Source organism: Lentimicrobiaceae bacterium, assembly GCA_028697555.1.
Classification (GTDB): domain Bacteria; phylum Bacteroidota; class Bacteroidia; order Bacteroidales; family UBA4417; genus UBA4417.
On sequence record JAQVEX010000010.1, the window covers coordinates 16,956 to 31,143 of the forward strand.

At 35.5% G+C, this 14,188-nt stretch carries 12 protein-coding genes; 6 read left to right on the top strand and 6 right to left on the bottom strand.

All coding sequences use genetic code 11. From position 1 onward, the window contains the following. Positions 1 to 236: 236 nt before the first annotated feature. On the top strand, positions 237 to 2,246 hold the full coding sequence (locus tag PHP31_02555; protein ID MDD3738159.1) for an oligopeptide transporter, OPT family: 2,010 nt from the start codon (positions 237 to 239) through the stop codon (positions 2,244 to 2,246). Between the two features lie 132 nt (positions 2,247 to 2,378). On the opposite strand, the gene PHP31_02560 is transcribed toward PHP31_02555, so the two are convergent. From PHP31_02560 to PHP31_02570, 3 genes are read right to left on the bottom strand one after another with little or no spacing between them, the layout of a single operon-like run. Further along, positions 2,379 to 4,694, bottom strand: a complete 2,316-nt coding sequence (locus tag PHP31_02560; GenBank protein ID MDD3738160.1) for a hypothetical protein — start codon at positions 4,692 to 4,694, stop codon at positions 2,379 to 2,381. A gap of 34 nt (positions 4,695 to 4,728) precedes the next feature. Beyond that, on the bottom strand, positions 4,729 to 6,117 hold the full coding sequence (locus PHP31_02565) for a class I SAM-dependent RNA methyltransferase (GenBank protein ID MDD3738161.1): 1,389 nt from the start codon (positions 6,115 to 6,117) through the stop codon (positions 4,729 to 4,731). A 6-nt stretch (positions 6,118 to 6,123) separates the two neighbouring features. After that, positions 6,124 to 6,495, bottom strand: a complete 372-nt coding sequence (locus tag PHP31_02570) for a thioesterase family protein (GenBank protein ID MDD3738162.1) — start codon at positions 6,493 to 6,495, stop codon at positions 6,124 to 6,126. A gap of 132 nt (positions 6,496 to 6,627) precedes the next feature. On the opposite strand from PHP31_02570, the gene ilvA reads away from it, so the two are divergent. Then, on the top strand, positions 6,628 to 7,863 hold the full coding sequence (ilvA, locus tag PHP31_02575; GenBank protein ID MDD3738163.1) for a threonine ammonia-lyase: 1,236 nt from the start codon (positions 6,628 to 6,630) through the stop codon (positions 7,861 to 7,863). Positions 7,864 to 8,117: 254 nt separating this feature from the next. On the opposite strand, the gene PHP31_02580 is transcribed toward ilvA, so the two are convergent. Further along, entirely contained in the window at positions 8,118 to 9,089 is a 972-nt protein-coding gene (locus PHP31_02580; GenBank protein MDD3738164.1) for a hypothetical protein, read from the bottom strand. Between the two features lie 251 nt (positions 9,090 to 9,340). Here PHP31_02580 and PHP31_02585 point away from each other — a divergent pair, with 251 nt between their 5' ends. From PHP31_02585 to rsmD, 3 genes are read left to right on the top strand one after another with little or no spacing between them, the layout of a single operon-like run. After that, on the top strand, positions 9,341 to 9,943 hold the full coding sequence (locus PHP31_02585; protein MDD3738165.1) for a hypothetical protein: 603 nt from the start codon (positions 9,341 to 9,343) through the stop codon (positions 9,941 to 9,943). A gap of 10 nt (positions 9,944 to 9,953) precedes the next feature. Further along, complete coding sequence (locus PHP31_02590; protein MDD3738166.1) at positions 9,954 to 10,814, top strand: DUF3822 family protein; 861 nt, start codon at positions 9,954 to 9,956, stop codon at positions 10,812 to 10,814. Beyond that, positions 10,805 to 11,347, top strand: a complete 543-nt coding sequence (gene rsmD / locus PHP31_02595; GenBank protein ID MDD3738167.1) for a 16S rRNA (guanine(966)-N(2))-methyltransferase RsmD — start codon at positions 10,805 to 10,807, stop codon at positions 11,345 to 11,347. Before PHP31_02590 ends, rsmD begins: the two co-directional genes overlap by 10 nt. Here rsmD and coaD read toward each other — a convergent pair. Further along, positions 11,328 to 11,795 carry a pantetheine-phosphate adenylyltransferase gene (gene coaD / locus PHP31_02600; protein MDD3738168.1) on the bottom strand — a complete coding sequence of 156 codons (468 nt, stop codon included), beginning with the start codon at positions 11,793 to 11,795 and terminating at the stop codon, positions 11,328 to 11,330. The genes rsmD and coaD overlap by 20 nt on opposite strands. A gap of 33 nt (positions 11,796 to 11,828) precedes the next feature. Continuing rightward, positions 11,829 to 13,058, bottom strand: a complete 1,230-nt coding sequence (gene pepT / locus PHP31_02605) for a peptidase T (GenBank protein MDD3738169.1) — start codon at positions 13,056 to 13,058, stop codon at positions 11,829 to 11,831. Positions 13,059 to 13,136: 78 nt separating this feature from the next. On the opposite strand from pepT, the gene PHP31_02610 reads away from it, so the two are divergent. Further along, positions 13,137 to 14,174, top strand: a complete 1,038-nt coding sequence (locus tag PHP31_02610) for a thiamine-phosphate kinase (GenBank protein ID MDD3738170.1) — start codon at positions 13,137 to 13,139, stop codon at positions 14,172 to 14,174. The last annotated feature ends 14 nt before the right edge of the window (positions 14,175 to 14,188 follow it).

The window sequence follows — 14,188 nt, forward strand, 5'->3', positions numbered from 1 at the left end:
AGAACGTCCGAGACAATAGTTTCGGACGTTTTTTTATAATTTCAGAAACCTTGCTGTCACTTATCTTGTCTATGTGCCACAATTGCTAATTGCACATTGATAATTGATAATTGCAGAACACCCTGCAACACGCACCACAAAAATCCACCCAATTAATTCTTTGTTTACATATTTTTTGTAGTTTCGGCGACTAAACATCGAGAGTTATCTAAAGTCAAACTAATAACTTATTAATTATGGAAGAACAAAACAAACAACCAGTTGAATTACCCGAAAATGCATATCGGGAACTAAAGCCGGGCGAAGAGTATAAGCCGGTTCTTCCTGCAGATAGAGATGTAACGGAAATTACTCCTTACTCTGTAGGATTGGGATTGCTTATGGCAATTATCTTTTCAGCCGCTGCTGCCTATTCAGGTTTAAAAATCGGACAAGTTTTTGAAGCTGCTATCCCTATTTCTATTATTGCTGTGGGTGCGTCAGCTGCTTTTAGAAAGAAAAATGCGTTAGGTCAAAATGTGATTATACAATCTATTGGCGCATCTTCAGGTGTTATTGTAGCCGGAGCTGTTTTCACCATTCCCGGGTTATACATTTTGCAAGCAAAATATCCCGAAATGCAAGTTAATTTCTGGCAAATATTTTTCTCTTCTCTGCTTGGAGGATTTTTGGGTATTCTATTTTTAATACCTTTTCGCAAATACTTCGTTAAAGATATGCACGGAAAGTTACCATTCCCCGAAGCCACTGCAACGACAGAGATTTTGATGACAGGCGAGAAAGGTGGTAATCAGGCGAAACTTCTTATTGTAAGTGGTGTAATCGGTGGATTATTCGACTTCTGTTTCTCAGCATTCCGCCTTTGGAGCGAAGTAATTACCACTCGTATTATTCCCGCAGGTGCTATGCTTGCCGATAAATTTAAAATGGTGTTGAAGTTCAACGTTAGTGCACTAATTTTTAGTTTTGGCTATTTAGTCGGACTTCGTTTTGCTACCATAATTGTGGTTGGTTCACTTCTTTCGTGGTTAGTGTTTATCCCGCTTGTTAACGAAATTGGTGCATTGGTTGCAGCATCCGGGGGTGGAGTTAATCCCTTTGAAGCAATGAGTGCAGAGCAAATCTTTGCCGCTTACGTCCGTCCGATTGGTATTGGTGCTATTGCAATGGCAGGTATAATAGGTATAATTAAATCATCGGGTGTTATTGGAAGCGCATTCAAATTGGCGGTTAGCAAAAAATCAGGCGGTAAAGGAGTAAGTGTAAAACGTACCGACCGCGATTTGAAAATGTCATTCGTGATGCTTTTCCTATTTTTAACATTGGTAGCAGTATTCATATTCTTACTATTCGGAGTGAAAGTAACTTTAGTTCAAGCTATTGTAGCACTTATCACAATTACGGTTATTTCTTTCCTTTTCACGACAGTTGCCGCAAATGCTATCGCTATTGTTGGTAGCAACCCCGTATCGGGAATGACTTTAATGACGCTGATTTTATCATCTGTTATTTTGGTTTCTGTAGGATTAAGCGGATGGCAAGGAATGGTCAGCGGACTGATTATAGGTGGAATTGTATGTACCGCACTTTCGATGGCTGGCGGATTTGTTACCGACCTAAAAATCGGTTATTGGATTGGTACAACACCGGCAAAACAACAATCGTGGAAGTTTTTGGGAACGTTAGTTTCAGCTGCCACAGTTGGAGCTGTTATTTTCATTTTAAATCAAGCGTACGGATTTGTAGCAACAGAAACTCATCCTAATCCGATGGTTGCACCACAAGCAAACGCTATGGCTGCAATTATTGAACCGCTTATGTCGGGTCAGGGTGCACAATGGATGTTACTTTCGGTAGGTGCAGTTTTAGCTATTTTGATAAACTGGTTGGGTATTTCTCCATTGGCTTTTGCTCTAGGTATGTTTATACCATTGCAACTCAATACACCGCTTATCGTAGGTGGATTACTCAATCACTATATCAACAAAAGAACGAAAGATAAAGAACTTGCAAATGCTCGTCATCAACGTGCAATATTAATCTCATCGGGATTTATTGCCGGTGCAGCACTATTCGGAGTAATCGGTGCATTGATTATTTTCTTAACAGGTAAAAACGACGTGTTGAACTTAGGTGTTTGGGCAGACCCAACCGGTACCGGAGCACAAGTTACAGCACTAATAGCATTTATCGCGTTGATTACATTCTTCGTATGGCAAGCTAAAAAAGCTAAAAAAGAAGATTAAGATTGATATAATAATTTGAATTTAAACACTAATTGTGCAAAGTAAACTAATTTAGTTTGTGCAATTAGTGTTTTTTTATGAAAATGTAATTCATTAACAAACAAGGTTTGTTTATAATAAAATGAGTAAAATCTACAGTATACTAATTCCTCCCACAATTTTTTCCATACGCTCAGCCATTTCAACAAATTCGGCAACAGATAATAGTTTAACATAAATCATACCGTGCGTGGCTCTCAGTAATTGTATTTTATTATTGTAAAAATATCTTTTGCTAAGTATTAGCTGTATTTCACGCATTTGTTCCACCCACATTTTTTGAGCTAAATCGTTAAATTTTCCATCGTATTTGTAGCTTGGAAACGAAGCATTAACCTGACTATGATAGCATTCGTCAAAAGTACTATGTAATATACTTAAAGAGTTTAACGACACTGGAATAAGCATGTCGGCTTCGGCAGGATGAAATCGGAACTGAACACTTCTGTATCCCATTATTTTAACATCGGAAAGGTCTTTCTCTTTTTCCCATTCTTTAAAAGCTTTTGCAATAGCTTGAACCACTTTATAGTGGGTGTCAGGTCCGCCACTTCCTGGATCCATCGCCAATGAAATCAAATTTGGATTAATTTCCCTAAGTTGATTAAGTACAGTCAAAACATCTTTTTGCCCTTCGGTAAGTACATCTCCTTTATAAGAACCTAAACTCAAGCGATGTATATTGCTGCCGGGAATTCCGTAGTATCCCCAAACCAATTCCTCTTCATATTCTCCAATCATTCCCTTTAGTTTTTGTACACCAGGAGAATCTTTGCTGCCATAATATGAGCTTGTAAGCTCCTTTTTAATCGCATTTATTTGCTTTTTAAGAGCACTTTTGCTATCGATATTGTATATTTCGACAATAGAACGTACCAATCGATGCGAAAAACCCCTTCTGCGTTCAAAATCATCGTTTTGGGCAACAGCATCTAAGTAGTGTGAAACATCTTTAAAAACTTTGAGTTTGTGCCCTTCGTAAAAGAAATTGTCGTAGTGTATCATTTGTACCTTATCGATTGACAACATATAAAGCAGGTCGTCAAGTTTTTCGATAACAAACTCATTAGTTACTGCATTAAATCCGTTAGTTAATATGGTAAAATGTATTTCATTATCATTGTGTCGCAACTGACGGTTTACGTGTGGAAATATTCCAAGCAAAATATCACCGGGGTGTGGTGCGGTATGATATACAACCTGACCGCCTTTATTTTTAAGTCCTTTGTGTAGTTTACTTTCAATCGTGCTTACAACTTGTTTAACGGTGTTTTCGTCAATATTGGGTATATTTTTGCAGTAAATGTCGTTTTTAAGTTCTTCTACTGTGATATTGCTAACCTGCTTGCCAATTTTTTTGCTTAAATCAATAACTGCTCTTTGAGTTTTGGTATAATTCCATTCTTCTTTATTGTAGTATTGATTTAGGGTATCATTGAGTTTAGACGCAGCTCCATCTGTGATATAAAATCTTGCGTTTTCACATTTTAGAAGTGCTGTTCCCGGGTACAAAATATTAACATCTGATTCTAATGTTTCTTTCACTACGTCGGCTTTTGTTTCTCCTGAAGCAAAAACAATAGCTGTTACATCCGGTTTTTGGGTAATGGTTTGTAAACCTATTGTAATAACTAAACGGTTTCTTGAGACTTCCATTCCTCCTAAGTCGCTTGCAGCAGCGGCTTGTGTTTTAAAATTGGTGCTGGTTAGTCGGGTGGTACTGTAGTGAGACGAGCCACTTACGTTGAATGCAATATGTCCATCAAGACCTATACCTCCGAGAAAGAAGCCTATACCCCCTTTTTCCGCAACTTTTTGTTCGTAAGCATTGCACCAATCATCGATTAAAAAAATGGAAGCTTGTTGCATCTCTTCCTGACGAGAAGTAGCATCGCGATATCTGAGACTTAAATCTACTTTTAAATCGGGGAAAATATTGCTGTAATGCTTATTTTCGTACAATGGTATCTCGTCGCAATTTATTAGTAACGCCTTCTTCTTATCTAATTTAAAATTATTTATGTAATTATTGTTGACGTAGTTGTAAAAACTATTGTGTTGTTTCGGATTTATTGGATAAAATTCGTCAATTTGAACGAAATGTAAACCCGAAAAAATAGGCTTAGCGACACCGTGCAAGCCGTGTTTACTAAGGATATCTCGCCCTTTTTTGTTGTTCCAATTATTTAGCAAATAGTTGGTGTATTTGATAAAATACTCCGGCGTTTTTCCTGTTGGCAGACTTATTACACCTTCGGGATTTTCAGAAACCCATTCGATAAATCGTAGTGCTGTTAGCAATCCTAACTCGGGGAAACTGTCAACCTTTATGTAAGGAATTTTTGTGGTAATATCTTTATTTTCAGTTTTTGTGTAAAAATAACTCTCAACTTTTGAATTTGTAAACATGTTAAATAAATTTTAATAAGTACAACATTGATTATTATTTATTTGACTTTCTGTAAGTCTTTTTGGTTTTACTTGCAAAATCTGATGTGTTAGTGCTTCTCCTACCTTTTTTCTCATTTGAATAATCAGTTTTGCTTTTATCTTTCTGATATTTGTCTTTCTGATATTTATCCTTCTGAAATTTATCTTTCTGAAAATTGTCCTTCTGACGTTTTGGTTTACTACTTATGAAATCAGAAGAACTTTCCTTATTAGCTTTTTTGCTTCCTTGATAAAGTTCAAATACGTGATATTTGCATTCCAACTGACCGTTATAAACTGTGTACCTTTTAGAAGGTTTGAGACCAATAAATTTAATAGCATTTTCATCGGCACTTATTATTCCTGCTTTATATCCCGTAAACTCACGTTTAAGAGTGTTGCCGATGCTTTTGTATAAAGAAATAATATCTTTAGTTTTAATTCTTTCGCCGTACGGCGGATTAATAACAATAACACCGCCTTTTTCGGTATTGTTTTTAAGATTTTCTATGTCTTCAATATCAACTTTTATATCTAAATGAAGTCGAGCATTATTGATATTAGCTTTGGCTACGGCAAGATTTTTTCTGGAATTATCGTATCCCAAAACTTCATGTTCAAATTCAACAACATTGTCGAAAGCGTCTTGTTTGACTTGTTTCCACAAATCTTCGTCAAAATCTTTCCAATTCATAAAGCCGAATTTTGAGCGGTACATTCCGGCAGGAAAGTTATTGGCATACATAGCTGCTTCAATAAGAATTGTTCCCGAGCCACACATTGGGTCGATAAAAGGCGAATTTTTGTCCCAATTACTCATACGGATAAGTCCTGCAGCCAACACCTCACTCAGCGGAGCTTCGGCATTACCAATTCTGTACCCTCTTTTGTGCAAAGAAGCTCCTGAGCTATCTAAAGAAATATCGCATTTGTCTTCGTAAATGTGAATGTTAATCCTAAAATCGGGGTCATCGGTGTCTACATTAGGTCTCCTGCCATTGTACTTTTCTCTAAATCTGTCGACCAAAGCATCTTTCGAACGTAGCGCTACAAAATGAGAATGAGTAAACTCCGATTTCGACACAACAGCATCCATAGCTATCGTCTGATTTATTTTTATTACGTCTTCCCAGGGGTAGTCTTTAATTTGTCGGTACAAATCATCTTCAGTTTGCAACGGAAAAGAAAACAAAGGCATTAATATTCGCTGAGCCGTTCGTAAAGTGAAATTTGCTTTATAAAGTAGGTATTTATCTCCTTTAAACGAAACAGCTCTGTTTATAACAACGACATCTTTTGCTCCAATTTCTATCAGTTCCTGAGCAAGAATTTCTTCCAAACCCGAAATTGTTTTGGCGATAAAAATCTGTTCTTCGTTTCGTATTTGGTTTTTGGTCGACATTGGTTTTTATAGCTTTTTTAAAAATCGTTCTCTATCAACTATGGCTCTTTCGTGATAACCGTACCCGATTTTTTCATCATCTAGTGTAACTTCAACGTAAAAGGTTAGTATGTTATCTTCAATTTTTTCCAATTTCGTGTGGCATACAACTTCAGAGCCGACAGTACAAGCTTTTACGTGCTTTATGTTTACACTAATTCCAACGGTAATATCGCCTTCTTCTAGGTAAGGCATTACGCTGTACATAGAAGTTTCCTCCATAAATGCTATCATAGATGGTGTAGCGTACACAGGTGCAAGTCCTGTTTTGAACCATGTTGCAAGATTTTTTTCTTTTACTGTTAGTTTATCAGTTCCTGTAATTCCTAATTGTATCATTAAAAAAGTAATAGTATTAAATTTACGGCAAAAATAATCTTTTTTATTATATAATTATTAATAAAAATTTGTTTTATGAAATTAACAAATTTGCAATAAATTGATGTACATTTGCAATAAAAAATAATCAATATGAGTATAAATACATGTGATATGCCTATGCCTGTATTATCAGACATAATAAAGGCAAACAAAAAATTAGATAAAATAGTAAAACGTACAGATTTAGAGCGCAGCAAGTCGTTTTCTAACATGGTAAATGCACAAGTGTTTTTAAAACTAGAAAATTTACAATCTACCGGCTCATTTAAGATACGTGGAGCTTACTATCATATTAGCCAACTGAGCCCCGAAGACAAAAAACGTGGCGTTCTTTGCGCTTCTGCAGGAAATCACGCACAGGGTGTTGCCTACGCTGCGACAAAATTAGGTGTTAAGAGCACGGTTTTTATGCCCGAATTTGCACCCCCAATAAAAGTTATTGCAACCAGAAGCTACGGAGCCAACGTTATCTTAAAAGGAGATACTTTTAACGATGCCTACGAAGCTGCTATGGAATACGCCGACAAATGTGGTGCTGTTTTTGTTCACCCCTACAATCATCCGGATATTATTGCTGGAACCGGAACAATAGGTTTGGAGATATTTGAGCAATTGGATAATATCGACATGGTTTTTGTTCCTGTTGGTGGTGGCGGACTTATTTCAGGAATTGCTATTGCTTTAAAAAGCATGAACCCAAACATTAAAATTATTGGAGTTGAAGCAGAGGGAGCCCATAGTATGAGAGTTTCATTGGACAATGGTAAGCTAACGCCTTTTGTATCGGGAAATACAATAGCCGACGGTATTGCAGTTAAAGCTCCGGGTAATCTTAACTTTGAAATTGTTAAAAAATACGTTGATGACGTTGTGGTTGTTAACGACAATGAAATAGCTCAAGCCTGCTATATTATGCTACAGCGTGCTAAAAACTTATCTGAACCATCGGGAGTTGCCTCTTTAGCCGCTATATTAAACAAAAAAGTTAATGTTAAAAATAAAAATGTAGTTGCAGTTATAAGCGGAGGAAATATTAATACCAGTATTTTAGAGCAAATTATTGAAAAAGGCGTTATAGGACAAGGGTTAAGAGCCAGAATAGCTGTTCTGATTCCCGACCAAGCCGGTATGCTAAGTCAAATTATTAGAATTTTGGAGAAATTACGTGCTTCTATTCACGATATCGAGCACGAACGTTCTATTACTAATGTTCCTGTCGGACACGTACAAGTTACAATAACCTTTAACCTTCAAGATACTTCGCAACTTGAAATAGTTGGTAAAGAACTTAAAAGTAGAGGCTTACAGTACAGAATTTTGAAATAGTGTTTGTTGTACTTTATGAAGTTTGAAGATGAAAGTAGCTATTGGCTTTTAGCTATTAGCCGTTGGCTGGCAAAGTTAGAAATTAGAAATCAGAAGGTAGAAGTGGAGAATTAGTATTAACAACCACGCGACATCTCGAAACTTCGGGACAACCCGAACCACGCAACCCGTAACTCGCAACACGCAACACATTCCACAAACAAAAAAAGCTGTCTCATAAGGACAGCTTTTTTGTACTATATTATTGTTAAAGCTTAGTTACATTTTAATTCAATGTTAACTTTATGCTTAGCAGCTTCTTCAAAAGGTCCGTAGAATGATTTTTTATAAAAACTGCAAGCATTGTTAGTATCTCCTTTAGCTTCGTAAGCTTTTGCGAGTTCAAAATTAAAACGAGCGGTTTTACTTAATTCTTCGCCTGACAATTCTGCACCTCTTTGTGCTGCGCTTATTGCATCATCATATTTATTTAGTAAGTTGCTGCTGATTGCAAGCATGTAAAAAGCCTCAACATTGTCGTTTTTAACTTCTGCTGCGACTTTACTTTTTTCGTAAGCAGTTGTGTAGTCATTGTCTTTGTACGCACTGTTTGCTTCGGAGAGATAGGTTGCCGAAATAAGTAAATTGGCATTATCTAAGGTTTTTTCATCACCTGTAATTTCTGCAAATTTCTTGGCATTCTCGTACGATACCATCATATTGGCTTCGTCATTAATTTTTCTATATGCTTGTCCTTTCATCAAATATGCCACTGCGTAAGTGCTGTCGTACTCAAGAGCCTTATCGAAAGTTTTTATAGCCTCTTCATTTTGGTCGCTTCTAAATTGGGAATTACCCTGAACAAATAACAATTTTACCAATTGGTTGACAGCCTTTTCTTTAAGGTCGGCGTCGGCATTTAAAATTGTGTCGTTTGCCAACTCGGCAAATTGATTTATAGCCGAAGCATAATCTTTTTCTCTAACATAGTTGTTGGCAACGTTGTACTTCCATGTTGGGAGTAATTTTACAACAATTGATTTCAACTCGTCGGCTTCGCTACCAATGGTCCGACACATTTGGTAAACATCCTTTAATTGTTCGTAAGCTCCCGATAAATCTGTTTTTGATAATTCGGCTGCAGCATTGTATTTTGTTGCCGCTTCTTCTAACGTTTGAGCATTTAATCCGTTTACCCAAACAAAACTTAATAATGTAATAATAACTACTGATAAGATTTTTTTCATTTTATGATTTTTTTTATTTGAATTATTTGATTTTTTGCAAATGTATAATTTATTTATAACTTTTTTATCAATAACTATTCCAAAATGTGGATGCAACCTATATGAAATTAAAAATTAATATAATTTTATCAGAATGTTAATAAAATTTATTTGTAAAAAATTTATTGATAAACAGTATTTATTAAGCAAAAAGTTATACATTTGCAAATGAAGTTGTAAAAATAAACAAATACTGTAAAAAATATTTAAGTATGAATAAGACATTTGTAAAAGTAATATTGGCTGTCGTTATAGTAGCACTTGCAGTTTTAGTTTTCAGAAGTGTAAATACGCCTATAAAATTTGAAAACGAAATTAACAAACGTAGAGCTGTTATTATAGAAAGATTGAAAGATATTAGGACAGCAGAAAACCTGTATCGTACTCAAAATGACCGCTTTACAGGCAGTTTCGACACTTTGATAAACTTTATTAAAGTTGGTCAAATTCCTGAGGTTAAAATGGTACCCGATCCAAACGATACGACATTTACCCGTACTATAATTGACACAATCGGGTTTATAAGTATTTACGATTCTTTGTATTCGAAAAATTATAAGATTGAAGAATTGCATTTATTGGAAATGATACCTTATTCGCAAAATGAGAAATTTACTTTAACTGCAGGCTCTATCAACAGAGGTGGTCTTTCAGTTTCGGTTTTCGAAGCCCTAGCTCCTATGGAAGCATACACCCATGATATGAACCAACAGCTTGTTGTTAACAGAAAAGCTGAAGTTGAACTAAAAAACAAATATCCGGGATTAAAAGTCGGTTCAATGACCGAGGCTTCTACCGACGGTAACTGGGAATAATTTCTTAGAAATGATAAAGATGGACTGTAGTCTTATGTACGAAAGTCCAGAATTTAATTCAGGATTATCGTTAAAATATAAATTATCCATCCTGTTCAGGCAGGATGGATTTTCTTTTGCTATTAGCGATGCTTTTAGTAAGGATATTTTGGTATTGTCTTCCTACAATTTTGAAACTGATAAAAACAATGTTCTTCAACCCAATGAAAATCAAGCATTAAACGATATTTTTGCCACTAATAAATATCTTAACTACTCATACTCAAAGGTTAATGTTTTTTTTGAAACTCAACATGTGCAATTGTTTCCTTTGGAGTTTGAGGACGACAATTTGATTGATTTAAGTTTTAATCTGCTGATAAGCAATAGCTCCGAAAAACATAAAGTTTCAAACACTCTGATACCCAACGTGCTTAATATTATTGGGTTGGTTGATAATGTTTGTGTTTCGTATGCTTACGATTTATACGAAAACCCCAATATCTACACCACAAATTATGTTTTTTTAAAGTCGTTGTTGTCGGGTAACGTACAAACCGATGATGTTTTTTTCGTAAATATCAATTATAATTTTATAGAAATTGCCTTTATCGAAAAAAACAACGTTTCGTTTTACAATACTTTTAGTTATAAAACCAACGAAGATATTTTATATTATATTCTGTTTGTTGTTGAGCAATTGGGTTACAGCCACTTGGAATACAATATTGCTTTAACAAGCACGATTAAAAACGACTTGCTGAATTTGTTGAGACAATACATAAGCAATGTAAATCTTTTCGACAGTTACGAAAAAAGTATATCAAATATCAGTTCGGAGGTTGATAAGTCAAAGTATTATATCCTTTTACAATCGACATTATGCGAATAATTTTAGGGAAAAATAAAGGGAAAATTCTGCATCCGCCTAATAATTTGCCTGTGCGTCCTACAACCGACTTGGCAAAAGAAAGTTTGTTTAATATTTTGAACAATCATGTGGATTTTGAAGCCATAAGCGTTTTAGATTTGTTTGCCGGTACAGGTAATATTACATTTGAATTTGCATCAAGAGGCGCAATATCCGTTACTTCGGTTGAAAAAAATCAGAACTGCATAGCATATATTAAAAAAGTAGTTGCCGAACTTAATTACAACAACGCTTACGTTGTTCGTGCCGATGTTTTTAAGTATTTACAGAACTTAAAAATGAAATACGACATCATTTTCGCCGACCCACCATACGATTGTCCAAACGTTGGCGAAGTTGTTGATTTGGTTTTCAGAAATTCACTATTAAAACCCGAAGGCTTTCTTATAATTGAACACGATAGATACAAGAAATTCAACGACTCCCAAAATTTTTTCGACGAAAGACGCTACGGAAAAGTTCACTTTAGCTTTTTTACTGCCGCGGCGGAATAGAAATTTGTTTTGGAATAAATAGTGAAACATCTCCACCAAAGTAGTGAACTTCTCTCACTATCGACGACGTTATCATAACGTGTTCGGGAAGTGTTAGCAAAAATATTGTTTCTATTTCCGGCTTCAGCCTATAATTGACTTGCGCTACGCCTCGCTCAAATTCAAAATCTGCCGATGTTCGTAAGCCTCTTATCAAATATTTTGCTCCTATTTCATCACAAAAATCTACAGTTAAGCCTGAATAATGTCTTACTTCAACTTTATCAACGTCGGCAAAGACTTGTTTGAGCCAATTTAATCGGTCGTCTAAGTTGAAATAATTTTTTTTGTCCGAATTTGTTCCTATCGCTACGACAATCTTATCAAAAAAAGGCAAAGCTCTGCGGACAATCGACTCGTGTCCTCTTGTAACCGGATCAAACGACCCTGCAAAAACCGCTATTTTCATTACTTTATAATTTTTGCTTTAATAATTTAAGTTCTAATGTTTTTGTTCAAACAATTTCACAATGTTAATAACAACTTGAGTGGCTTTTTCCATCGATTCTAACGGAACGTACTCAAATCGGCTGTGGAAATTGTGTCCGCCTGCAAATATATTAGGACAAGGAAGTCCCATATAACTCAGTCTGGCTCCATCGGTACCTCCTCTGATAGGTTTTACAATAGGTTCAACTCCCGCCTGTCTGATAGCTTCTTTGGCAATTTCTATTATGTGATATACCGGCTCAATTTTACTTCTCATATTAAAATACGAATCGGTAATGGTAAGCGTTACAGTTTGCTCGCCATATTTTTTATTTAAAAATTCGGCTATATCGCTAAGATATTGCTTTTGCTTTTCAAACTCTTTAATATCGTGATTCCTAATTAAATAGTCGGCTGTAGCTTCCTCAACATTACCTTTCATGCCGTGCAAATGATAAAAACCTTCGTAATCTTGCGTATGTTCTGGTCGCTGATTTGCCGGAAGCATATTATTAATTTCAGTAATAATAATGGAGGCATTTATCATTTTGTTTTTTGCATATCCGGTATGAATATTTTTTCCTTTTACGGTAAAATTAGCCGAAGCTGCATTAAAGTTTTCAAATTCTAACTCTCCAACACCTCCTCCATCGAGAGTATAAGCATAATCGGCTGCGAATTTTTCTACGTCGAAATAATCAACACCTTTGCCGATTTCCTCATCAGGTGTAAAAGCAACTTTAATATCGCCGTGTTTAATGTCGGGATTATTTATCAGATATTGCATAGCCGTAACTATTTCGGCTACACCGGCTTTGTCGTCGGCACCGAGCAAGGTTTTTCCATCGCTTGTAATTATAGTTTTTCCTACATAGTTTTCAAGTTCGGGGAAATCACTTACAGGAAGCGAATAATTTTCGTCCAAAATAATATCTTTCCCGTCGTAATTATTTATAATTTGCGGATTTACGTTTGTACCGCTCATTTCAAAACTTGTATCAACGTGAGCAATAAAAGCTACAGTTGGAATATTTTTTTTATCCGAATTGGAAGGTAAAGTTGCAGTTACGTAACCTTTTTCATCTATTTGCACATCTTGCATTCCTATTTCTTTTAGCTCATCGACTAACAAATTTAACAAGTCGAATTGCTTATCAGTGCTCGGATAACTCTGCGATTCAGGATCACTTTGAGTGTCAATTTTTACGTATTTAATAAAGCGGTTTAATAAGGTTTCTTTCATTTTAAATTTGATTGTTGTGTTAAATAATTGTTATAAAAGTACAAAAAATGTAATTTTACAAAAATAATAATTTATACAATGGAGCAAAATTTTACAGAAAGAACAGAATTGTCGGATATAAGTAAGGCAGAATTATTAAATAACCTGAATAGCTTATTTGACGTTGAGAAAAGCATTTGCGTTTCCAATCCGTCTGATAGTGTGCAAATTTTTCAACTCGATAATACTGCAATTGGCGTTTCGACCTGCAATATGATTGAAGGCGTTGATTTTGATTTGACTTACTATCCTTTGCAGCATTTAGGTTATAAAGCTGTGGTAGCGAGCATATCGCAAATAATTGCAAAAAATATATTACCTACGCACATAAACATAAATATTTCGATTTCCAACAGATTTTCCGTCGAAGCATTAAACCAAATTTACAAAGGTGCAAGCAATGCTTGTAAGCGCTACAAAGTCAGCTTATCGGGCAATCAGTTAAATTCTTCATCGGTTGGATTAATTATTTCTACAACTACTTTTGGAACCAACAAAATCGAAAATATTTACAAAATCGGAGCAAATGAATACGATATTGTTTGCGTTAGCGGCGATGTAGGCGGTGCATTTATGGGTTTATTAGTTTTGGAAAGAGAAAAAGCAGTTTTTAAGGCAAACGAAAACATGCAACCCGATTTGCAGGGCTACGACTACATATTGGAGCGTCAGCTAAAACCCGAGCCAAGAACTGACGTTATTGAAGTTTTGCGTAAAAATAATATCGTTCCTACTTCTATGGCTTGTATAAAAGACTGTTTGGCTACCAACCTGCTGAAAATTTGTTCAATCTCCGATAAGGGTGCCGTTATTTACGAAAACAAATTGCCAATAGATGTCCAAACCATCTCTACTGCCGAAGAATTTAATATAACGTACTCTACCGCCGCTCTCAACGGTGGGGAAGATTTTGAACTATTGTTCACCGTTAATATAAACGATTACGAGAAAATTAGAACAATACCCGAATTTGTATCGGTAGGTTATATTACCGATAAATCGGAAGGAGTAAATCTTTCAACTGTAAATGGTCCTTTAATTCCTATAACATCATTAGGAATAAAAAACGATAAATAACATTGTTTTCAGAT